Origin of the sequence: Nostocoides jenkinsii Ben 74 (genome assembly GCF_001046875.1) — a bacterium.
Taxonomy (GTDB): Bacteria; Actinomycetota; Actinomycetes; order Actinomycetales; family Dermatophilaceae; genus Nostocoides_A; species Nostocoides_A jenkinsii.
In genome coordinates this window covers 324,565-346,792 of record NZ_HF571038.1, presented here as the reverse complement: position 1 = coordinate 346,792, position 22,228 = coordinate 324,565, and the positions used below count along the sequence as shown (strand labels likewise).

Below are 22,228 nucleotides of genomic sequence, written 5' to 3'. Positions count from 1 at the left end.
CCGCTCGTCCGATCACCGCGCCCGCCCCGGCGACCCCTGCGCCCGCGGCCCCGGCAACCCAGCCGGCACCGGCAGCTCCCGTCGAGCCGGTTCGCCCGCCGAAGCAGCCCGTTTTCGAGGACAACGACGACCTGGACGTCCCGTCCTGGTTGAAGTAGTCCCCCGCCTCACTCGTCGCGCTCGTGTTCGCCTGGCAGGACGTGGCCGGCCCGATTCATCGGGTCGTCACCGATCGCCACGGCGGCACGAGCGCGTCGTCTTTTTCCAGCCTCAACCTCGGTGACCATGTCGGCGACGACCCGACGTCCGTGAGGGCCAATCGAGAGTTGGTGGCGGAGCGCCTCGGTGTCGCCGCCGAGCGGATCGCCTTCATGCGTCAGGTGCACGGCAGCCGGTTGGTCCACCTGAGCGCAGCCGATCTCCGGGACGAGGATCCCGACCGGTCCTATCCGCAGGCCGACGCGCTCGTGACGCGCGAACCCGAGGTGGCGCTCGTCGTCATGGTGGCCGACTGCATTCCGGTCCTCCTGCACGCGCCGGGGACGGACGTCATCGCGGTGGCACATGTTGGCCGTCCGGGCCTTGCGGCGTGCTTGCTGGACACGGTGGTGGCCGCGATGCGTGACCTCGGCGCCGGGCCCATCGAGGCCGTGCTCGGCCCCTCCATCTGTGGTCCTTGTTATGAGGTGCCAGACGGGATGCGCCGTGACGTCGCCGCGGTGGCCCCGGAGGCCTTCACGACCACCTCGCACGGAACCCCGGGGCTCGACCTGCCTGCCGGGGCCCTCGGCCAACTAACCCGCCTCGGCGTCCGTGCGGAGCGACTGGACGCCTGCACGCGCGAGCGAGCTGACCTCTTCTCCTACCGGCGCGACGGCGTGACGGGCCGCTTCGGCGGGGCGATCGTGCGGCATACGACATGACGCAGGGCGACGCGGGCGACCCGCGGACGCGATTGCTGGCCGACAACCTCGCCGCGACGCGGGACCGGATCCGCCGGGCGGCCACGGCCAGCGGTCGGGACCCGGAGTCGGTCACCTTGATCGTCGTGACCAAGACCTATCCGGCCGACGATGTCCGTCGCCTAGTGGATCTCGGTGTGCGTGAGTTCGGCGAGAACCGGGTGCAGGAGGCCGCGGCCAAGTCCGACGACGGGGCGTTCGCGGGTGCGTGTCTGCACCTCATCGGCCAGTTGCAGACCAACAAGGCCGCCCAAGCCGTCCGGTATGCCGACGCCATCCACACACTCGATCGCGCCAAGTTGGTCGCGCCACTTGCCCGGGCGTCGGCCGCCACGGATCGCCATCCGGCGATCCTCATTCAAGTGAGCCTCGACGGTGATCCGGCCCGCGGGGGTGCCCCGGTGGCCGATGTCCCTGCCCTGGTGGAATCGGCCCTCGCGGCCGGACTGGCACTGCGCGGTGTCATGGCGGTGCCGCCGCGCGGAACCGATCCCGCGCGGGCATTCGCCGACCTGGCCCGGATTCGCGAGCGGGTCCTGACGCAAGCGCCGGCCGCGACCATGATGTCGGCCGGGATGAGTGCCGACCTGGAGGCGGCGGTTGCCGCTGGCGCGACACACCTGCGTGTCGGATCGGCAATCCTCGGTTCTCGCGTCCGGGTTGGATAGTTTCGTTGCGTCGTCACGGGCATCGAACTCGTGACTTATGGCATCAAAGCTCCCGGCTGATCCCGGGTGACCCAATAGCTAAGGAAGTGGCATGGCCGGCGGCGCGCTGAAGAAGACGATGGTCTACCTCGGGTTCGCTGAGGACGATCGCTACCGCGACTATTACGAGGCCGACGACTATGACGAGGTCGAGTCGCTCGAGGAGCCCGAGATGGCGGGCCCGGCCGAGGTCGCCCCGGTCGCCCGCAAGACCACCAATGTCGCTCGACTCGTCCGGGAGGACCCGATGGGGGCCCTGAGCCGCATCACGACCATCCACCCGCGGACCTACAACGAAGCCAAGAACATCGGCGAGAGCTTCCGCGACGGTGTCCCGGTCATCATGAACTTGACCGACATGAGTGACGCCGACGCCAAGCGCCTCGTCGACTTTGCGGCCGGTCTGGTGTTCGGCCTGCATGGCAGCATCGAGCGGGTGACGGCGAAGGTGTTCCTGCTGTCGCCGTCGCACGTTGAGATCGCCAATGACGACGCGGTGGTCGAGGCGCCGCGGGAGTTGTTCAACCAGAGCTGATCTCGTGAGATCCGTCGCGGCGGTTTGGCCGCACACAGCTTCGCGGGCGACGATGGGGGCGCCATGGTGATGCTGCGTGAGGTGCTCAAGAGCGCCGTCTACATCTATTTCGTCATTCTCATCCTGCGCCTCGTGCTGGACTGGGTCCAGGTCTTTGCCCGGGACTGGCGTCCGCGGGGGCCGGTCCTGGTCGGTGCCGAGATCATCTACACGTTGTCGGATCCGCCGATCAAAGCCCTCAGACGAGTGATTCCGCCGGTCCGGGTGGGGTCAGTGGCCATAGATCTGTCGTTTCTCATCTTGATGTTCGCAATTTCAGTACTCCTCTCCATCCTCTAAAGTGTGTTGTCGGGGCTCGGATATTCCGGGGCGGGGCACATGTAGGACAAGGAGATGACATGCCGCTGACTCCCGAGGACGTCCTTAACAAGACGTTTGGGACCACGCAGTTTCGTCGGGGGTATGACGAGCGCGAGGTGGACGACTTCCTCGACGAGGTAGTCGCGACCATGCGCCGGCTCACGGCCGACCTGGAGAACTGCCGCAATGCCAAGGTGACGGACTCCGCCCCCATCCCCGTGTCGGTTGACACGGGAGAATGGCAGGCGCGGATCGACCGCGAGGTTGCCTTGCGTCAGGAGGCCGAGCGTGCACTCGGCGAGTTGCAAGAGCGCCACCGCCGCGAGACCGATGAGCGCATTGCCGCTGCCGCCGCCTCCGGTGATGGCGAGCAGGCCGCAATCGATAAGCACTTGATGGACGTCAACCTGCGCGCGGACGAGGCCGAGCGGGCCGCACGCGAGCGGGTCGAGGCCGCCAACGCGCGGGCCGACGAGGCCGAGAATGCGGCGCGTCAGCGCGCTTCCGATGCCGAGGCGGCTGAGCGCGCCATGCAGGAGCGCCTCAGCGAGTTGGAGGCCAAGGTCACCGAGGCCCAGTCCGCCGCGTCATCCGCGGTGGCGGCGGCCCCGCCGGCGCCCGCCCCCACGGACGCCTCCGGCTTGATCGCCTTGGCCCAGCGAGTTCACGACGAGCACGTCAGCGAGGGCCAGAACACCCGCGAGCGCCTCGTCAACGAAGGCCAGGCGCGGCACGACGAGTTGCTCGCCATCGCCCAGCGCATCCACGACGAGCGCGTCGGGGAGGCCACCGCCACGCACGAGCGCCTCGTCACCGAGGGGCAGAGCTTCCACGACGAGCTGGTCGGCCAGGCGCAGGCGCGCCACGAGGAGCTGTTGTCGACCGGGCAGGCCGAGCACGACTCGCTGATCGCGGACGCCACGGAGCAGAGCGAGACGATGCTGCGTCAGGCGAAGGAGCACGCGGCCCAGATCGTGGCGGCGGCCCAGGGCCAGCGGGACAACATCCTCGGCAGCCTGGAAGGCCAGCGGCAGTCACTGGAGATGACCATCGAGGAGTTGCGCGCGTTCGAGTCCGAGTACCGCGCGCACCTCAAGGGCTACCTCCAGGAGCAGCTGCTGGAGCTCGACACCCTCAGCGGCACGTCCATGGCCCGCGTGGAGGTCGCGGACGCCTGAGGCGTTCCACCAGGTGGACAGGCCGCCGGAGAGCGAAGGCAACTTCGCCTCCGGCGGCCTTTTGTCACCCAGGTGCCCTATTCTCCTCCTGCGAGGTCCGCGAGAACCTCCTACCCGCCCAGGCCAGAAGGGGATGCCGATGTCGCCGACACGGGCACCACGCTCCACCGCGCAAGGCTCGGTTCCGTCCCCGCCGGTCAAGGACGGGGAGGCGCCCTGGACGGCTGCGGAGCTGGCCGCCATCCGCGCCGGCCTCGAGGCCGATATCGAGACCCTGCGTGGCGAGATCGACGTCGCCGAGCACGAGGTCGTCGAGTTGATGCGGCACTCCGGAGACGGCGCTGGCGACGACCAGGCCGATGCCGGCAGCAAGACGTTGGAGCGGGAGCAGGAACTCAGCCTGGCCAACAACGCCCGCGAGCTCCTCGTCCAAAGCACCCGTGCCATCGAGCGGCTCGAAGACGGCACCTACGGCACGTGTGAGAACTGCGGCAACGCGATCGGCAAACTTCGCCTGGAGGCCGCCCCCCGTGCGACCCTATGTCTGCCATGCAAGAGCAAAGAGGAACGCCGCTGACTCGGGCCGAGTCGGCCCCCCATTCCACCGCTCGACGCCGGGCGACCCTTGTCTGGGTCGTCCTGGCGGCCTCGGTCCTGATCGATCAGGTCACCAAGTGGTGGGCGCTGCGCGATCTGGAGCCGGGGGTCACCCACCCCTTCATCGACGGCCTGCTGTCGCTGCGCCTGATCCGCAACCCCGGAGCGGCGTTCTCGATGCTGGACGGCATGACCTATGTGGTGACGGCCATCGCGGTCGGCATCGTGATCCGAATCCTGCACCTGGCGCACACGCGCCTGCTGTCGCGCGGCTACGCCTGGATTCTGGGGCTGGTTGCCGGGGGAGCGATCGGCAACCTGCTGGATCGCTTCCTGCGCGAGCCGGGCGTCGGGCGCGGCCACGTGGTCGACTTCATCGACTACGGCGGCATGTTCGTGGGGAATGTCGCCGACATCGTGATCGTTCTCGCGGCGGCGGCGTTCGCGGCGTACGCGCTGCGCGGCATACGACTCGATGGAACGCGGGAGTCGTGATGGGTGACGTCCGAGTGGTCACCGTCCCGGACGGACTTGCCGGTGAACGGCTCGACTCGGCCGTCGCGCGGATGTTCGGGGTCAGCCGCGCACAAGCGGCGGCGCTCGCCGCGGCGGGCGAGATCCTGGTGGGCGGACAGGTCGCCGCGAAGTCGACCCGGCTCGGGACGGGGGACGTGGTGGAGGTTCGACTGCCGGGACCGGCGGACGAGCTGACCGTCGTCCCGGAACTCGTCGCGGGCATGAGCATCGTCCACGAGGATCACGACATCGTCGTGGTCGACAAGCCGGCGGGGGTGGCCGCGCATCCGAGTGTCGGCTGGGACGGGCCCAATGTGCTCTCCGGCCTGGCCGCGGCGCACGTGCGCATCGCCACGTCCGGCGCGGCAGAGCGCCAGGGAATCGTCTCGCGGCTCGATGTCGGCACGAGCGGGCTGATGGTCGTGGCCAAGAGCGAGAGCGCCTACAGCATCCTGAAGCAGGCGTTCCGGTCCCGCTCGGTCGACAAGACCTATCACACGGTGGTCCAGGGGCTGCCGGATCCGTTGTCGGGCACGATCGACGCGCCGATCGGGCGGCATCCGGGCCATGACTACCGGTTCGCGGTGATGGCATCGGGGCGGCCGAGCGTGACGCACTACGAGCTTCTCGAGGCCTTCCGGTCGGCCAGCCTGCTGGAGATCAAGCTGGAAACCGGTCGCACCCACCAGATCCGGGTCCACTTCTCGGCGCTGCGCCATCCCTGCGTCGGGGATCTGACGTATGGCGCTGACCCCACCCTCGCCACCCGGCTAGGCCTGGTGCGCCAGTGGCTCCACGCCGTCGAACTAGGCTTCCTGCACCCCGAGACGGGAAAGCCGGTCACCTTCACCAGTCCGTATGCCGCGGACCTCGCCCACGCCCTCGACCTCCTCGACGCCTAGCCCGAGGGGCGCGGTCGGATTCCCGCCCAATCCCAGAACCCGGCGCTTTGGGTGGCTTTCTGGCAGCCAGAAAAGCCACCCAGAGCGCCGGAAAGTCTCCCGAAGCTGATCGCGACCCGGGTCTGATCGCGCCCGAGTCTGATCGCGCCCGAGTCTGTCAGCGGACTGGGTCGGTCAGTGGAAGTTCGACCAGGGCAGGGTGCGGCCCAGCAGGCGCTCGGTCTCGGCAACATCGTCGGCGAAGAAGACGCGCAGCCGCTCACGGGTGGCCGGGTCCATCTCGGTCTTCGGCGCCGCATTCAACCGCTGCTCGATGGTCGGCAGCCGGCTCGGATCGAGGCCGAGGAAGGCCGTGATCCCCTGCACCGTCTCATTGGCCCCCGCGTAGTAGTCCTCGCTCGCCCATACGTGGATGTTCTCCCGCGGAAAGAGCGCGAACCAGCGGGCGAGGGACGCGGCATACCGACTCTGATGGGCATAGCTCTGGAACTCGTGCGCGAAGCTGATGTAGTCCGGCTCGCGAACCAGTCGCTCCGCCTCGCCGGCCAGCCGCGCCTCTTCGGCGTCGAGAGCGTCCTCGAAGCCGAGCTTCTCGACCCCATTGCGCGTCTGCTCCCGCCACGCCGAGTGAGTCCGGTCCACCGGATCGCGCAGCGCGATCAACAGCTTGGTGTCGGGGAGCAGATCGTGCACGCGCTGAGCGGACAGCGGATGGAAGAGGTAGTAGGGCGAGGCCTCACCCGCGACACCGGCGTGGCCGGCCCGCCGTTGGTGGACGGCCCGCTGCAACCGGCTGGGGAAGTGCGAGGCATACCAGATCGAGCCAAGGTGATAGTTGGTCGTGAAGAAGCTTGTGCCCTTGGTGTCGCGCCCCTTCGGCAGCAGCTTCGCCGACGGGAAGAGGGGCAGGACGTCGGGGTGGGACAGGATGTGGAAATAGGCCGAGGTCGTCCCGCCCCGCTTCGCCCCGATCAGCAGGAAGTCGGGGTCCGGGCGCAGGGGCGCGCTCGCGACGCCCATGGACCGCGTCGCCAGCCGCCCGGCCTGCATGGCCGTCTCGACGGCGGGGTGTCGCCGGGCCTTGTGCACGGTCTTGGCCTTGGGATAGCGGGCACGCTGCGGCCAAGGTCCTCCGAGGGTTGCGGGCATGGGGCCCATCATCTCATGCGCGTGATAATCTCCATGCCCGGATGCCGTCACCCGGGGGAGCTTGATTCGTATGCTGTTCACCACCGCCGGTTCTGCCGCGCCCCGGCGCGCGCTGGTCACCTCGGCCGCGGCACTCACCTCGATTCTGCTCGTCACCGGATGCGGTGGCTCGGGCGGCGACGGCACGTCGTCCGGCACCCCGAGTTTCAGCACGTCGACCTCCACGACGGCGGCCCCGGCCGACCTGCCCGGACTGAGCGACCTCGAGGCAAGCCTGACCACGCTCTCGGCCGACGAGACGCTGTCGAGCGCGGCGCGCAAGCTCTCCGGCGCGCGCAGCGACCTCACCGACGACATGTCGGACATGCGCGCCGCCGTCAAGGCGGCCCTGGACCAGCGCAAGGCCGCCCGCTGGGACTGCGGACCGCTCGATGCCAAGCGGTCGGCCGCCTGGTCGGTCCGCACCAGGGTGACGGAGTCCCTGGATGCCGGGGACACGGCATACGACAAGCTCGCGAGCACGCTGAAGGCGTTCTCCGGGAAGGTCGACGACGCCTCGGCGGCCTACGACAAGTTGGAGAAGGCCGCCTCGAGCCTGTTGGCCAGCGACGCCGTATCTTCGCGCCTGGACTCGGCCGGGACGACCATTCAGGCGATCGCCGCTCAGGTCACCGGCGCCAAGGCCTCGCTCGCGGCCGCCAAGGATGCCTTCGCCGAGGCCGAGGAGAGCGCCGACAAGCAGTACGCGACGACGCGAACGCTCGTCGACCAGTGCAATGCGCACTGGCAGCACATCCAGGACCTCAAGGACAACAAGAAGTAGCCGGGCGCGCCGGTCGCCCGGCGCGCCGGCTCATCAGGGTTTGGTGAGCCAGTGCGGCGAGCGCTCGCGCTCGCCCGGGCGCAGCGAGGCCAGCACGCTCTGCCGCGTGGGTCGATAGAAGTCGTCGAGGCGCTCCCGGCTCGCCGGTGCCATCCCGCCGCCACCCTTTTGGAAGTTCACCAAGAAGTAGGTCTTACGGATCGAGCGCTTCAGGCGCGGGTGCCGCTCCAGGAACAGCACATTGGCCCGGTTGATCCGAAGGGCCGTCTTCTGCAGCTTGGCAAAGCGGAACTGCCGGGTCTTGTTCTCGATCTCGTAGTCGAACGCCTCGGCCGCCGCAGTGTCGATCCCGAGCCAGTCGCAGACCGAGACGACCGTCGCCATCGGGTCGGAGGCCAACTCGTCGAAGAACAGGACGTGCAGGCGGTCACCGAAGGCGTCGATCCACTCCTGCAGCCACCGGTCGTACATGCTGGTGCCGACCCCGGACCACGGGTGGTTCTCGCGAAGCTGGTCCGTGCCCTCGCCGACCAGAGCCATGGCCTTGTCGAGCCAGGGGTCGAAGGCCGCATCCTGCGGCAGGGTCGCGCGGGACCGCATGAAGTTGAAGAAGGAGAACGCCCGCTGGCCGGGCTCGCGCAGCAGCACGATCACCTTGACGTCGGGCAGCGCCTGCGCCATCGGACCGGCAACCTTTGCGCCGCCATAGAAGTAGCCCGGCGAGGCTTCCATCGAGTAGCGCTCACCCGACCAGCCGGCGAAGTGCGCGGCATACTCCGCCAGCGTGCCGATCGGCTCGTCGTAGCGCAGCGGCAAGAAGTGACGGAGTTCCTTCTCGTCGGACGGCTGAATGTCGGGGTGCTGGGCCAAGTAGCGAAAGAGCGAGGTCGTCCCGGCCTTGGTCACGCCGGCGATCACGAGATTGGGCAGGCGCCCGCTGGTGGGGTCAGGGGTTTCGGTCACGGGGTCCTCCGCATCAGGTTTCGTATTCCTCGGGCATCATCGTCGGGTGGGCGATGGGGTTGGTGGGATCGTCGTCGTCCTCGTCGGGCGCGCGCAGCGGTCCGGCCGAGGCGTCGACGGCCTCGGTGGCGGCCACCCCGGCCCCCGCAGCGGTCGCGGCACCCGCGGCGGTCGCGGCGCCAGCGCCGCCCGCAGGGCCTTGTTCACTGCGACGGCGGCGCTTGCGAAGGATGCCGGTGATTCGCGACCAGACCCAGCGTGCGTCAGCGGGCCGCGGGATGACGACATCCACCGGCCGGGCTCCGGTCGCGCGGTTGAACTGGTAGACCGCGATGGCCGCGTTGATGGTGTAGGCGATCAGGCTGGTGATGGCCGCACCCATCGCGCCCAGGTGCGGGCACAGGAGCAGCAGACCGGCCACGGTGATGGCCGCGGCGATCATCTGCGAGACGGACCGCAGCCCGGGGCGGCGCTCGGCCAGGAGCCCGGCCGCGACGATCTGCTCCAAGCAGAACGGCACGGTGGCGACCAACAGGACCAAGGCCATCGGCACGGCGGGCAGGAATGCCTTGCCGAACAGCACCCGGATGACGAGGCTGGCCAGCGCCGCGGCGACGAGCCCCCCACCGGCCACGAGCAACACGACCACGCGGGCAGCGCGGGCGATCAGCTCCGGGCTGTTGCGGTGCGCCGCCTCGGCGAACAGCACATTGCGGACGGCGTTGATGGCCGTCGACGGAATCTCGGAGAAGTGCACCGCGACGACGTAATAGCCCAACTGCAAGGGCGAGACCAGGGCCACCAACACCAACTGGTCGAGGCGCCAGTTGACGAGATTGCCGAGAACGGCGCCCCAGCCCTTCGCGCCATACACCGTCAGGGTGCGGGTGAGGTGCGGCGCCGTCGGCTGGATCTCGGCGGGGTCGGGCCGGAAGCGCCAGAGGGCGATGAACAGGAAGCAACCGCCGACGATCGTGGCGACCATCTGCCACAGGGCGGCGGTGCGCACGGTCAGCAGGCTGGTGACGGCGAGGACGACGAAGGCGAGCAGCCGCAGCATCGGCGTCAACACGCGCTCGGTGTTGACGGCGCGGTAATTGCGCATGCCGTTCACCGCGAAGCGCAAGATGATCACCATCATCAGCAGCGGCAGCAAGAAGATGATGGTCCGCGCCAGCGGCACGACCTTTTGCATCTCCGCGCTGAAGAAATGCGGCGCGACGAACCAGAAAATCGTCGCCGCCACGATGCCGAGCGGGATCGAGACACTGATGGCCCGCAGGAAGACGACGCGGGGATCCTGGCGCAATTTCGCGATCGCGAAGGTGGTCGCCTCGGGCAGGCCCATATTGGCGATGAACATCAGCACGAACGCCGGGGCGACCGCGGCAGCCATCTGGCCGCGCTGGTCGGGCCCGAGCGCGTGCGCGAGAATCGGCCCCGAGATGAGCGAGGTGAGCGGCAGCGCGATATTCGACAGCGCCGTGAAGGCCGCGGTCCGGGCGAGTGGTCGCCCGGTCGCGGGCACAGCCTGGGGCTTCACACATCAACTCCGGATCCGGGGGAAGGGGCGGGACGCTCCCGGTCCCGGGCTCGGCGTGATGGGGTGGCGCCCGCACCGGCCGACTCCCCAGCATACGGCAAGGCCACTGGTCTACGATGTCGCCGCATTGCCTACGGAATCGAGATCCAGGGGGTATGGCGTGCGCAACAGTCCCGGTCGGCAGCGGACTTCGCGATGGGTCCGGGGGGCGGCCCCGGCGCTGATCCTTGCCGGCGCCGTCGCGATGGCCCCCGCGGGGTCCGCCGTGGCGGCCCCCGTGATCGCCGCGACCACGGCCACGACCACGCCCGCGACCACGGCCGCGGATGCGGCCGCCGGCCAGGGGACCGCGGCGGGATTCGTCGACAGCGTCGGCGTCGTCACCCACTTTCGGTATGCCGATACCACCTATGGCCAGGTCGACGCGCTGCTGGGCAAGCTGCGGGCGCTCGGGGTGCGGCATGTCCGGGACGGAATGACCCCGGCACCCACCCCCGAACTGATCTCCGCCTTCCACAAGCTGCCGGATTACGGGATCAAGCTCAACCTCGTCGTCGGCTCGGCGGGCGTGTCCAGCGGCGTGCTACCCGACCCGGCGCAACTGTTGCAGACCGCGCACGACAACAACCTGCGCTCGGTCGTCGAGACGATCGAGACCGCCAACGAATGGGACAGCAAGGGCGGGCCGACCTGGCTGGATGACCTACGGTCATACCAATGTCAGTTGTTCGACGCCGTTCACCAGAACCCGGAATGGGCCGATGTCCCCGTCGTCGGGCCGTCGGTTGCGCGCCGCTTCCGTGTCCCGCTGCTGACCGGGATGGCCGGCTGCCAGGACTATGTCAATGCGCACAACTACGCCAACGGCGGGCCGCCCGAGGACTATCTCGACCTGCTCGCGCAGGCGCGCGCCAATGCTCCGGGCAAGCCGATCATCGTCACCGAGACGGGCTACCACACGGCGCTCAACCGCAAACAGAATCAGCAGCCGGTCACCGAGGATGTCAAGGCGCAATACCTCCTGCGGACCCTGCTGGAGAACTACGAGGCCGGCGTCACCCGCACGTTCGTCTATCAACTGGCCGATGAGCGCCATGACCCGACGCTGACCGAGCAAGAGGCCTACTTCGGGTTGATCCGCCCCGACCTGAGCGAGACACCCGCCTACCAGGCGCTCTCGTCGTTGCTCAACCTGCTCAGCGATCCCGGCGCGGCCGGCACCGTGAAGGCCCCGGCCACCACCGTCACGGTCACGCCGGCGGCCGGTGCCGCGGCGACGACGCCGGTGGAGCATCTGATGTTGACGCGTTCGGATGGCACCCAGTTCGTGATCCTGTGGCAGCGCGGCGCGCTGCCCGATCCCGCAGCGGCGTCGACCTCGGTCCGCCTCGACCTGAGCACCGCCACGCCGAGCTTCGTCGTCGATGGGCGGACCGTATCGCCGGCCCCCGCCGGGACGAGCATCACGGTCACCGGCCTCGAGCGGGTCAAGGTCGTGCAGGTGGGCGGCGCGGCCCCCACCTTCACCCCCACCGCGTCCGCGACGGCTCAGCCGCCCGCCACGTCCTCGGGCAGCTCCGGTCCCGGTGGCCTGCTCCTGGGGCTCGGCGCGCTCGCTCTCCTCGCCGCTGCCGGTGGGGGAGCGTATGTGGTGTACTCCCGACGCCGCCCGCCCGAGGGTGAGCGCCTGGCCCGCGAGTAAGACGCGAAGGAGAACGGCGCCCCGGAGACAGTCTCCGGGGCGCCGTCGCGTTCGGGCTCAGCACAAGCTGCGCCAGCAGGTGTCCGGCCCTCAGTTGGGCGTGATCTCCAGGATCTGCATCTCGCCCTTGAGCGAGACGGTCGAGCGGGAGCTGCGCTCCGACGACAAGGCGTTGGCCGAACTGGCGGGCGCGTAGCGCCGGATACTGCGCTGGGTCAGCCAGTCGATGCTGACCGTCGCGGAGGACGGGCTCAAGTAGCGGCGCTTGTTGGGGTCGTAGATCGCGACATTGCGCCACAGGAACAGCAGGAAGCGGCCGTCCTCGCGGGCGACCAACGCGGAGCGCAGGTCGGCGGGGCCACTGTTGAACTTGAACGAGAGCGATCCGCCGCGCGCCCCGGAGGTGCGGTACTGGCGGTTGATGATCTGGTTCATGTTGGCCAGCGAGATGAAGGCCGGCTTGGGGGACCAGTTGTTGCGCACCAGGCCGAAGTGCGCCTCGTGGTTGGTCATACCCGGGTCCGAACGGTCGTCGATCAACTCGTAGATGCCGACCTTGGGCACGTTGCGGATGAAGTACTCCAGGATCAGCCGCGGCGCATAGACGCCCGCGACGTCCTCGGGGGTGTAGTTGTGCGTGCCCTTGTACTTGCTGGCGTTGTGCCATCCGGTCTCGGTGACGATCACCGGCTTGGAGCCGCATACGCGCCGCTCCTCCTTGATGACCTCGTCGCTGCGGTAGCCCGGGACGAAGCCGCCGGTGTAGAGGTGGATATTGCCCCAGTCCATGTATGCCGACTGGTTGCCGTACTCCTGATACCCCTTGCGCATGCCGAGGGCGGGACCGACGACCGGCTTGTTGCGCGTGGCCGCATTGCCGCGGGCCGCCCGGAAGATGCGCTGCTGGTGGGTGCGCAACTCCGACGCCCAATTGGCGCCGCCTTCGAGATTCCACTCGTTGGCGCCCTCCATGCTGTGGCAGGCATTGGGCATGGACGAGGCGATCAGCGACACCAACTGCTCGGGCGTCGCATTCTTCATCGCCGGGTCCTGCATGATCATGTTGGTCCGGATGCCATTGGCGGCCAGCTGGTTGAGCCAGGCGACCTGGCCCTTGTTGCCGGTGTAGATCTCGGAGCGGATCCACTTGGCGCCGACGCTCTTGAGGACCCACATGACCTTGTCACGCTGGCCCCACAGCCCGGACGTGGTCGAGGTGACCGTGCAGACGCCCATGGTGTTGGCCAGGACACTCAGCGGCCGGCCGGTGGTGTCCTGTCGCTCGCCGAAGTTGATCTTGAACGCGTCGGACGTCTGTGCCAGGAACGGCGTGGCGGCGAAGCCGGCCATTCCGGTGAGGGAGGCACGACGTGAAATGCCCCCATGCGATTCGTCGCTGGGGGCGGGGTCGAAGCCGGCTAAATCAGGGGACGGTAAAGCAGGGGTTGGCAGAGTTCCCATCAAGGGGGGACCTTCCGTGTCGCGGCCGGGCTCGGAGGTGCCTGGCCTCGTGCAGGTGCGACCGAATGTCGCAGGCGGCAGGCGCGAACAGAAGGCTCGCGACGGGGATGTCGAAGGGTTGCCGCCGGTTGGGTACTGTCTTCGTGCTAATCAGCATGACCAAGACTCGATTAAACTGTCAACTTGGACCGTGCAAAGCCAGCCCCGCGGGGGCGCCCATCCGTGGCCGAGAGCCACCAGAACGAACAGGAGATTGAGCGTGGGGAGACTGCCTGACTTCCTCGTGATCGGGGCCTTCAAGTCGGGGACGACCTCCTTGGCACAGTTCCTGGGCGACCACCCGCAGATCTACATGCCGTGGCTGCAGGAGCCCAACTACTTCGCCTACGAGCACGCCGACATGGAGGGCTCGCCGCGGCCCGAGGTCGAGCGCAACTCGGTCTACAAGCGCCACCGTGCGCGGACCCTGGCGCAGTACGAATCCCTGTTCGAAGAAGCCCCGGCGGGTGCCCTGGTAGGCGAGTGTTCCCCGGAATACATGCGCTCGGCATACGCCTGCCCGCGCATCGCCGAGGAACTGCCCAACGCCAAGTTGCTGGCGATCCTGCGCAACCCGATCGACCGGGCGTTCTCGGACTACCAGGCTTTCGTGCGCGACAGCCTGGAACGGGCGCCCTTCGGCGAGGCGATCCGCCGGCCCCCGGGCATCGAACCCGGCTCGCAGTACGTCATGACGGGCTTCTACGGGCGCCAGTTGCAGCCCTACTTCGAGACCTTCGGCGCCGACCGGGTCAAGGTCATCCTCAACGAGGATCTGCGCGTCGACGCCAAGCATGTGCTCGATGACGTCTGCGAGTGGCTCGGGGTCGACCCGATGCCCGACTCGGCGGCGCTCGCCAATCAATTCAACGTCTCCGGCCGCCCGCGCAACTCCGCCGTCGCCCTCGCCTACAAGCTGCGCCGGGTGTCTCGCCCCTGGGCCAAGCCGATCGTTCCGGAACGGCTGCAGCGTGGCGTCGACTCGATTTTGGCCAACGGCCTGCAGCGCGAAAGCGTGAGCCCCGCGGTGCGCTCGGAGCTGATCGAGATCTATCGCGAAGACATCGAACTCCTGCAATCGCTGACCGGCCGAGACCTGGGCGAGTGGCTTCGTCAGCCGGCACCGAAGGCGACCGGCAAGGTCGCGCCGCGGATCGCCTCGGTCGACGCCGCCTCGGCGGACAAGAGCGACGCCGAATCCGCCGTGAGCTCCGCCTCGCCGTCCACCACGCCGGCGCGTCCGGCGGATGCGCCGGACGGACCAGACTTCCTGGTCATCGGTGCGGCCAAGTCCGGGACGACGTCGCTGAGCTACTACCTGCGCCAGCATCCAGACATCTTCTTCGCCCGCGAGAAGGAGAGCCACTTCTTCCTCTACGAGGGCCAGCAGCCGGACTTCCGTGGTCCGAGTGACGCTGAGGAGTTCCTGCCGCTGATCATTAGCGACAAGGCGCGGTACCTCGAGTGTTTCGCGAGCGCCGAGGCCAGCCAGATCCGTGGCGAGGCGTCGGTCTACTACATGAGCTCGCCGGATGCGCTACGGCGGGCGATCGCGCACAACCCCAAGATGAAGTTCCTGGCGGTGCTGCGCAACCCCGCGGAGCGCAGTTTCTCGGCGTGGTCGCACATGATGCGCGACAACCGCGAGCCGGTCGACGACTTCCTGCGCGCCTTCGGCTTGGAAGCTGAGCGCCGCGAGGCCGACTGGTCGCCGGGGTTCTTCTATGAGTCGATGTCGCAGTATGGCGAGCAGCTCGCCGCCTGCTATGAGGCGGTTCCCGCCGAGCAGCTCAAGGTCGTGCTCTACGAAGACCTGGTGTCGCGGCACGAAGAGGTCCTCGCGGAGATCTTCGAGTTCCTCGGCCTGCAGCCCGTCGATATCGCCAGCGAGCGGGTCATGAACGCCTCGGGCAACCCCCGCTTCCGGGCCCTGAACAAGCTGCTCACCCAGCGCAACCCGGTCAAGACGACGCTGAAGCGCGTGATCCCCTACGAGGCCGGTATGGCGATCGCCCAACGCCTCGCCTCGTGGAACCTGCAGCGTCGCGCCCTATCCGAGGAGGATCGCGCAGTGCTGACTCAGCGGTTCAGCGAGGACGTCACCCGTCTGGAGCAGATCCTCGGCCGCGACCTCAGCGCGTGGAGCGCCTCGACGAAGGCCGGGGCGGGCACCCACAACTGAGCGGCCCCCGGGGGGCGGGGCTGTCAGAACGGGCGCAACCGGCGCGCGGCCAGGCGGGCGCGGCGCCCGGGTGGCAGGGCGACCACCGGCACGAGGTCGGCGCTCCAATCGCGGTCCATTGCCTGCCAGGCACCGAGGCGGGCGGCCTCGTAGAACCGCGCGTGCGCCGACGACGCCGGCACCGTCAGGAGGGCCACCGTACGCCGCAGGTGGGCCACCCGGGCGAAGCTGCGCCGGACGGGCAGCGGGGGGAGGGGCGCGCCATACCCCCGGACGAAATCCCCGAGCGACGCGCGCGGGACGGCGCTGCGCAGGGGGTCGAGCAGCATCCCCAGGTCGTATGCCGCAGGGCCCACCCCGATCTCGTCGGTGTCACAGAGCACGGCCCCACCACGGCCGTGGATGAGGTTAGGCGCGTGCAGGTCGCCATGAACGACGACCAGGTCCCGACGGTGTGGAGCGATCTCGTCGGTCAGCCGGTCGACCGCGCGGCGCAGGACCACGGCAGCGGAGGCCGGGATGCGTCGGCACTCGCGGGCGCGCTCGATGCCTGCGGATACATCCGCCAGGGAGCCGAGGTCGGCCAAGCCGTGCCGGTCGCGGTAGGCGCCGGCCGACACCGCGTGGAGCGCGCGCAGCGCGGCCCCGGCGGACTGCCAATCGACCGGACCAGTGTCAACGGGGACCAAGTCCCAGGCCGTCACGACCCGCCCGCCGACATCGCGCGCACCGTCCCAGCGTGGACGGACGAATCGCGCGTCACGCGCCAGGTCAGCGGCGAGGTCGACGCGACGGCTGACGTCGTCCAGGTCGGCACCTGGCGCCGCCACGATGACCGCGATTCCCGAGCCCAGGAAGACCGTACTCGTGGAGCCTGCGGCCGTCCGGGTCAGGGTCGCCGGATCGATGCCAAGGTCGAGGGCGGCAGCGTGCGCTGCCGCCGCTGCCTGCGCTGGAGCCGGGCCCATCGCGACGATCAGTGCGCCTTCGCGGCGACCTGATCGACCACGGCCTGAATCTTGGCGTGGAAAGTGCGCTCCGAGAACAACTCGGCGTGGGCGCGCAGCGCGTCCGGGTCGAACGAGGTCGCCCGGAAGCGGGCGATGCCGTCCCGGATCGCCTCGGCATCACCGGAGGCCACGAAGATGCACGTCTCGCCGTCGATGCTGGAGTCGAGGTAGCCACCCGCCTGCAGGAGGATCGCGGGCGTGCCGAAGGCGTAGGCCTCGATCGGGGTCAGCCCGAAGTCCTCTCGGCTGACGGCGATCAGTGCGGCGGCGTTGGAGTAGATCCACCGCATCTGCTCATCGCTCAACCGGGAAACACCCTGGATGCGGTCGGCCGCCTCGGGGCCGACCGCGCCGTCCGGCACACCGCCGACGACGACCAGCCGCTCACCCGGACTGTCGGCGACCGCCTGGCAGATGGCGGCCACATTCTTGTAGCCCCGCGCCCGGCTGACGCACAACAAGTAGCCCGGCTCGACGCCGGGCACCGGCTCCTGCGCACCGTCGACATCGATGGATACGGGCGGGTGGATCACCGTCGCATTGATCCCGTAGGCACGCCGGATGCGCTCCTTGACCACCGTGGAGTTCGCGATGTAGACCGCCGCCTTGCGTGCCGCGCGCCGGTCCCAAACCCGCAGCAGCGGGAACGCAAGGTAGCGCGCCGGCAACCGCATCGGCTTGGGGACTTCGGGCAGATAGTCCTCCGTCGCGTAGAGCCACCGCGCCGGGGTGTGGCAGTAGATCACCTTCGCCGCGGTGGTGTTGAGCCCGTGCGCCCACCCGGAACTCGAGCAGATGACGATATCGCCGCGCTCGGCCCGGGCGAGGCTGAACGCCGGCGCGAGCACCGGCATGGCCAGGCGCGGGTCCCGACGGAACGCCTTGATCCGGCTCGGCCACAGCTTGCGCACCGTCCGCCCCCGAAACTGCGGGAACGTGCTCTCGGGCGAATAGATGCTCGTGACCACTTCGGCCTCGGGGTAGGCGTCGAGCAGGGACAGGACGACCCGCTCGGCACCACCTCGCTGGGTGATGTAGTCGTGTGCGATGTGGACAACTGGTCCCCGGGACGCGCGCTCCGGCCCGGTGCTCACCGGCCCGGTGCTCACCGAACGGCCGTGGGCGTCCCGGCAGCCTCGCCCGACCGGTTGACCATGGTGCTGGTGGCGGCATCCGGCACGGGCGTGCGCGGACGCACGCTCTTGACGGAGTAGAGCAGCACCTCGGGGTTGGCCAGCACCGGCAGCGTCGAGGCGTAGCCGCGCAGCTCGTCCATGACCTTCTTGGCGTAGGAGCGGCGAACCGATCCCGACTTCACGAGCAGGATGGCGCGGTTGACGAACGGCGCGGCCTGGATGCTGCCGGCCTGGGACGCCAGGGCCGGGCCGACGACGATCACGACATCGCGCTCGCGGGCTACCTGCTCCAGCACGGTGCCGAAGGCGGGTGCGCCGACAACGGCCTCCGACGGGCCCGCGTCGACCACCAGAACCTCACCGAAGTGACCCGTGGTCACACCGCCGGAGGCCGGGCTGCCGGCCGTGATGGCGGACAGCGCGCTGCGGGAGGAGGCCGACGCGGAGTCGGCGTTGACGACGGCGACGCGGTGCCCCATACCGTCCAACTCGCGGGCGAGCCAGATGGCGAGGGTGAGGGGAGCGATCGACTGCCCCGTCAGCGGCGCCAGCAGGGTGACATCGCGCCCGGAGGTCTTGCTCAGCGTCGGCCACATGGTGGCGGCCAGGGCGCGGACCTCGGCCACATCGCCCTTGGGAACCTCGGGCAGGAACTGCGTCTTGGCCCCGGGCAGGTCGAGCGCGGCCGGCCAGGTCGCCTTGGCCCGGACACCGGCCGGCTCCAGGTCGCTCGCGTCGACGATGCGCCCGCTCAGGCCCTCGCGGATCCACACGAGCAGGAAGCCGAGGAATCCGCCGAGCAGGAGGCCGGTCAGGATGGGGGTCAGGACGGCCATGAAGGAGGGCTTGACGTCGGCCTCCTGGATGACCTGGGCGCCACCGAGGGTGCCGACGGACTTCACCAGCGCGACATTGTCGATGCGGGACTGCTGGACCTCGCGGCGGTCGAGCAGCGCCTGGCGGGCCGGGCCGACAACGGCCTGGACCTGAGCGAGCGCATCGGGGTCGGCCGAGGAGAGGGCCTTCTCCAGCTTGGAGATCTGCTCGTCGATGTCGCTGATGTTGGCGTCGAGCTCCTTCTGCGCGGAGTCGAGGACCTCGGTGTTGTACTTCGACAGGGCGTCGATGTAGGCCTTCGCGATGCCATTGGCCACGGCCTTCGCGACGTCGCCATTGGGCGAGGTCACGCTGACCGAGACGACATTCGTCGTGCTCGCGTTGGCGCTGAACTGCGTCTCGTATGGCGCGTGGCCGGCCGGGAGCGTCGCCTCGACCGCCTGGGCGACCCGGTCACTCTCCATCCGGCGCTGCTCGGCGTCGACGAGGCGACCGCTGTCCTTGGTGGCATTGGTGCCCTGCGTGCCGGTCGCATACGGCAGCGTCACGGGCTCACCCACCAGGATCTGGGTGGTGGCCACGTGCGGCACGCCATTCTGCACGGCGCGGATGGCCGGGTAGGCGGCACCGATGAGCGCCAGCAAGGCGATCAACCACAGGTTGCGCCGCAGCAAGCTCAACTGACGTCGGTGGTCGAGAACGACCCCTGATTCCTCCACTGTCACCCCATGAAGCTGATGGTTTTGCATTGATCTTCCGTCGATGTCCGACTGGCTAGGTTACCGCCTCGACCGTTCCGGGCCGAACCGGCGACCAACCGGTCGAGGTTGTGTCAGGAGACGCCCGCCGGGTGCCTCGTTACGCGGCGGCGCCGCGAAGTCTTGGTGGAAAGCCGCGCATAGGCCTCGAGCACGCCGGTGGCGACCTTCTCCGGATCGAAGTGCGCGCTGCGCGCCTTGCCGGCCGCGGCGATCCGGGTCCGCAGCTGGGGATCGTCGGCCAGCCTGGCGATGGCGGCCGTCAGGCCGGCGACATCGCTCATCGGGACCAGCAGCCCGTCCACCCCACCCGTCACGACTTCGGCCGGGCCGCCGGCATCGGCGGCGATCACCGCGACGCCGGCGGCCATCCCCTCGATGACGACCTGGCCGAAGGGTTCGGGGGTGACCGACGCATGGACGAGGATGTCCAGGGCGGCGAGTTCGCCCCATACGTCGGATTGGAATCCGCGGAAGTCGACGACGTCGACGATGCCGAGGTCCGCGCAGAGCCGGTGCAGGGACGCCACATAGTCGTCCTCGCCGAACATGGCCGAGCCGATCAGGCGCGCCCGCAGCCGACGGCCATCCGCCGCCCGGGCGAAGGCGCGCAGGAACACGTCCTGGCCCTTCCACGGCGCGAGGCGACCGACCATGCCGATCACGACAGTGTCGTGCGCACCCGACTCGCGAGCGGGCAGGTCCGGGGCCGCCGGAACGACATCATGGATGACCGTGCTGCGCCGCGGCAGCGTGCCCGCGGTGGCTTCGGAGTTGACGATGATGCTGGAGGGGACGACCAAGGAGAGTCCCCGGACCAGCCATACCGCGGGGGTGGGGAGGTAGTCGGAGCTGATGCGGTCGCGGACATGCCACAGCACGGGCTTGCGGGCGGCGCGCGCCGCGAGGCCGCCGATCAGCGAGGACTTCAGCGAGTTGGTGTGCACGACATCGGGGTCGATGCGCTTGAGCAACGCCCGCAGGTCACGCAGATAGCGCGCGCTTTCGGTGACCGCCGCAACGCCCAGCGCGCCGGGCTTGATGGTCTCCTTGCGGGTGTCCCGCAGGGACTCCAGCATGGGCAGGACGTGCACTGTTGCCCCGGCCTGCTCCAGCGCCGGGCCGAGCGGGCCGTCTTCACCCAGGATCACGTGCGCCTCGACGCGGTCGCCGAGACCCTCGACGAGGCGGATGAGCGCGATCTCGCCACCGGAGATCTGGGCGATGTGATCGACGAAGGCGATCCGCGGGCGCTCCTGACGGGCGGGTGTGGCCGTCATGCGCGGACCTCCGCGGCCGGGGCGGGTCGGCGGGTGCGCCCGAGGGTGGCCAGACAGATCCAGAGCATCACGCCATACACCGCTCGGGTGGTGTCGGTGAAGACGATGCCGAAGGTGAGGGCGAGCGCGGCGGCCGCGAGGCAGGCGTCGGTGAGATCGGTGCGGCGGGCGCGCCGAACCGCCTTGGCCGTCGCGACCACGAGCGAGCCGAGCAGGAGTGATCCGCCGATGACGCCGTAGCGGGCCCAGGACTCGAACAGGCCGGAGTCGAAGTTGTGGTACTTCGGGTCGGTGAAGTCGCCGGAGTGAAGGTCGGTGGCGCGACCGGTGGCGCCGAAGCCGAGGCCGACCGGGTCACTCAACACCTCCGGGGCGATCCGCGTCTGGAACTGGATGCGCTTTTGCAAACTGGTGTCGTCGGTCGTCTGGCTCGTCGTCTTGGAGGCACGGCCTTCGATGCGGTCGATGATCGGGCCGCCCAGGACGATCAGTCCGGCGAGGAGGATCGCGATGACCGCGCCCATTCGCATGATCTTGGTGCGGCCAAGGACGAAGAGCAGGACCATCCCGAGCAACAGGCCGATCCAGCCGGCGCGGACCAGGGTCGTGCCGAGGCAGACCAACCCCAGACCCATGGCCAGGAACTGGCGCGGAATGCGCTTCTCCGCGACGGCGATCAGCAGGAGCGCAGCGAGCACCTGGCCGAGAGGACCGGTGGTGCTCAGCGTCGAGAAGGTGCGGAAGTCGCCGGGGGTGGGGTTGCCGAGGTTGGTGACCGCGGACCCGACCAGCCAGGCCTTGTCCCACGGCGGCAGGATCAGGAACTGAATGATGCCGTAGCCGCCCATCAGCATCGCGCCCCAGATCGCGACCGAGCGGATGATGCGGCGAAGTTGCTCGTCGTCCTCGATCACCTTGAGCACGAAGAGGCCGGTGGTGAGCGGGCCGATGAGATAGAAGATGTCGACGGCCGCGGCGACCGGTCCGTTGCGCACGATGCCGACCAGGGCGGCATACGCCATGCACGCGAGCGCGATCGAGAAGAGATTCATCGTCTCCTTGCGCACGCGACGGCGGGCCAGCAGCGCCCAGGGGAGGGCGACGAGGCTCACGAGGGCGGCGGTCAGGATGACGGGGCTTTGAGCGTGGTAGGTGGTCTTCCAGTCCACGAACCGGCGAAGTTCGTTGGAGGTGAACCACATGATGATCGTGAAGACCAGATAGGAGTTCCACCGGCGCAGGAACAGCAGGCCCAGGGCCATGAGCACGGCGCCCGCCGGGAAGGCGAGCGTCACGAGCTTGGCGCCGCCGACGAAACAGGCGAGCACATTGAGGGCGAACCAGCCCAGACCCAGCGTCGTGCCGGTGATACCTCGGTCCACGCCGGCTCGCGCCGAGGCGACGCGCGCGGGGAGGGTGCTCGGGGTCGCCATCTCGAGCGCAGCGCTCACAACGACCCCCGGGAGATTTCAGGCATGACGAACGTCGATTCTAGCCCGCCGGCCCGGGTGCTCCGTCACCGTTGTGTCGGTCCCGGCCCGCTCCGACGGTATGCCGCGACCCGCCCCGCGACACGATCGGCGACACG

Annotated in this window: 20 protein-coding genes; 11 read left to right on the top strand and 9 right to left on the bottom strand. The window is 69.1% G+C overall.

The annotated features are described in order from the left end of the window. Positions 1-182: 182 nt before the first annotated feature. The 8 genes from BN13_RS01555 (at position 183) to BN13_RS01520 (ending at position 5,757) form a co-directional block, all read left to right on the top strand. On the top strand, positions 183-923 hold the full coding sequence (locus BN13_RS01555) for a polyphenol oxidase family protein (RefSeq protein ID WP_048543863.1): 741 nt from the start codon (positions 183-185) through the stop codon (positions 921-923). After that, positions 920-1,630 carry a YggS family pyridoxal phosphate-dependent enzyme gene (locus tag BN13_RS01550; protein ID WP_048543862.1) on the top strand — a complete coding sequence of 237 codons (711 nt, stop codon included), beginning with the start codon at positions 920-922 and terminating at the stop codon, positions 1,628-1,630. The genes BN13_RS01555 and BN13_RS01550 overlap by 4 nt, the downstream gene beginning before the upstream one ends. Before the next feature lie 91 nt (positions 1,631-1,721). Next, positions 1,722-2,204 carry a cell division protein SepF gene (locus BN13_RS01545; protein WP_048543859.1) on the top strand — a complete coding sequence of 161 codons (483 nt, stop codon included), beginning with the start codon at positions 1,722-1,724 and terminating at the stop codon, positions 2,202-2,204. Between the two features lie 63 nt (positions 2,205-2,267). Beyond that, positions 2,268-2,543, top strand: coding sequence for a YggT family protein (locus BN13_RS01540; RefSeq protein ID WP_048543857.1), 276 nt, complete (start codon positions 2,268-2,270; stop codon positions 2,541-2,543). A 59-nt stretch (positions 2,544-2,602) separates the two neighbouring features. Beyond that, complete coding sequence (locus BN13_RS20705) at positions 2,603-3,742, top strand: DivIVA domain-containing protein (RefSeq protein WP_048543856.1); 1,140 nt, start codon at positions 2,603-2,605, stop codon at positions 3,740-3,742. 139 nt (positions 3,743-3,881) lie between these two features. Then, positions 3,882-4,319 carry a TraR/DksA family transcriptional regulator gene (locus BN13_RS01530; protein WP_048548741.1) on the top strand — a complete coding sequence of 146 codons (438 nt, stop codon included), beginning with the start codon at positions 3,882-3,884 and terminating at the stop codon, positions 4,317-4,319. After that, entirely contained in the window at positions 4,292-4,834 is a 543-nt protein-coding gene (lspA, locus tag BN13_RS01525; protein ID WP_053079687.1) for a signal peptidase II, read from the top strand. The genes BN13_RS01530 and lspA overlap by 28 nt, the downstream gene beginning before the upstream one ends. After that, positions 4,834-5,757 (top strand): RluA family pseudouridine synthase, encoded by a 924-nt coding sequence (locus tag BN13_RS01520; RefSeq protein ID WP_048543854.1) that lies wholly within the window; start codon positions 4,834-4,836, stop codon positions 5,755-5,757. The genes lspA and BN13_RS01520 overlap by 1 nt, the downstream gene beginning before the upstream one ends. A 174-nt stretch (positions 5,758-5,931) precedes the next feature. Here the strand turns inward: BN13_RS01520 and BN13_RS01515 are convergent, their stop codons facing one another. After that, positions 5,932-6,906 carry a sulfotransferase domain-containing protein gene (locus tag BN13_RS01515; RefSeq protein ID WP_048543852.1) on the bottom strand — a complete coding sequence of 325 codons (975 nt, stop codon included), beginning with the start codon at positions 6,904-6,906 and terminating at the stop codon, positions 5,932-5,934. A gap of 70 nt (positions 6,907-6,976) precedes the next feature. On the opposite strand from BN13_RS01515, the gene BN13_RS19515 reads away from it, so the two are divergent. Further along, a complete protein-coding gene (locus tag BN13_RS19515; protein ID WP_048543850.1) occupies positions 6,977-7,729 on the top strand; it encodes a hypothetical protein in 753 nt (250 codons plus the stop codon). Positions 7,730-7,762: 33 nt separating this feature from the next. On the opposite strand, the gene BN13_RS01505 is transcribed toward BN13_RS19515, so the two are convergent. Both BN13_RS01505 and BN13_RS01500 read right to left on the bottom strand, forming a co-directional pair. Then, positions 7,763-8,692 (bottom strand): sulfotransferase family protein, encoded by a 930-nt coding sequence (locus BN13_RS01505; protein WP_048543848.1) that lies wholly within the window; start codon positions 8,690-8,692, stop codon positions 7,763-7,765. A 13-nt stretch (positions 8,693-8,705) separates the two neighbouring features. Beyond that, positions 8,706-10,235 carry a lipopolysaccharide biosynthesis protein gene (locus BN13_RS01500; RefSeq protein ID WP_084733498.1) on the bottom strand — a complete coding sequence of 510 codons (1,530 nt, stop codon included), beginning with the start codon at positions 10,233-10,235 and terminating at the stop codon, positions 8,706-8,708. 160 nt (positions 10,236-10,395) lie between these two features. Here BN13_RS01500 and BN13_RS01495 point away from each other — a divergent pair, with 160 nt between their 5' ends. Further along, positions 10,396-11,937: a hypothetical protein gene (locus BN13_RS01495; protein WP_048543846.1), complete on the top strand. Its 1,542-nt coding sequence runs from the start codon at positions 10,396-10,398 to the stop codon at positions 11,935-11,937. A 90-nt stretch (positions 11,938-12,027) separates the two neighbouring features. Here the strand turns inward: BN13_RS01495 and BN13_RS01490 are convergent, their stop codons facing one another. After that, entirely contained in the window at positions 12,028-13,287 is a 1,260-nt protein-coding gene (locus BN13_RS01490; protein WP_048543845.1) for a hypothetical protein, read from the bottom strand. 370 nt (positions 13,288-13,657) lie between these two features. Here BN13_RS01490 and BN13_RS01485 point away from each other — a divergent pair, with 370 nt between their 5' ends. Continuing rightward, the gene (locus BN13_RS01485; RefSeq protein ID WP_048543840.1) at positions 13,658-15,619 is read left to right on the top strand and encodes a sulfotransferase family protein; all 1,962 of its coding nucleotides are present in this window, start codon (positions 13,658-13,660) and stop codon (positions 15,617-15,619) included. Between the two features lie 23 nt (positions 15,620-15,642). Here the strand turns inward: BN13_RS01485 and BN13_RS01480 are convergent, their stop codons facing one another. The 5 genes from BN13_RS01480 to BN13_RS01460 form a co-directional block, all read right to left on the bottom strand. Continuing rightward, entirely contained in the window at positions 15,643-16,587 is a 945-nt protein-coding gene (locus BN13_RS01480) for a phosphotransferase family protein (protein ID WP_048543838.1), read from the bottom strand. An 8-nt stretch (positions 16,588-16,595) separates the two neighbouring features. After that, positions 16,596-17,738: a glycosyltransferase gene (locus BN13_RS01475; RefSeq protein ID WP_048543836.1), complete on the bottom strand. Its 1,143-nt coding sequence runs from the start codon at positions 17,736-17,738 to the stop codon at positions 16,596-16,598. Further along, the gene (locus BN13_RS01470; protein ID WP_048543834.1) at positions 17,735-19,327 is read right to left on the bottom strand and encodes a hypothetical protein; all 1,593 of its coding nucleotides are present in this window, start codon (positions 19,325-19,327) and stop codon (positions 17,735-17,737) included. Before BN13_RS01470 ends, BN13_RS01475 begins: the two co-directional genes overlap by 4 nt. A 107-nt stretch (positions 19,328-19,434) precedes the next feature. Next, positions 19,435-20,640 (bottom strand): glycosyltransferase, encoded by a 1,206-nt coding sequence (locus BN13_RS01465; protein ID WP_048543833.1) that lies wholly within the window; start codon positions 20,638-20,640, stop codon positions 19,435-19,437. Continuing rightward, positions 20,637-22,091, bottom strand: a complete 1,455-nt coding sequence (locus tag BN13_RS01460) for an O-antigen ligase family protein (protein ID WP_048543831.1) — start codon at positions 22,089-22,091, stop codon at positions 20,637-20,639. The genes BN13_RS01465 and BN13_RS01460 overlap by 4 nt, the downstream gene beginning before the upstream one ends. Between the last annotated feature and the right edge of the window lie 137 nt (positions 22,092-22,228).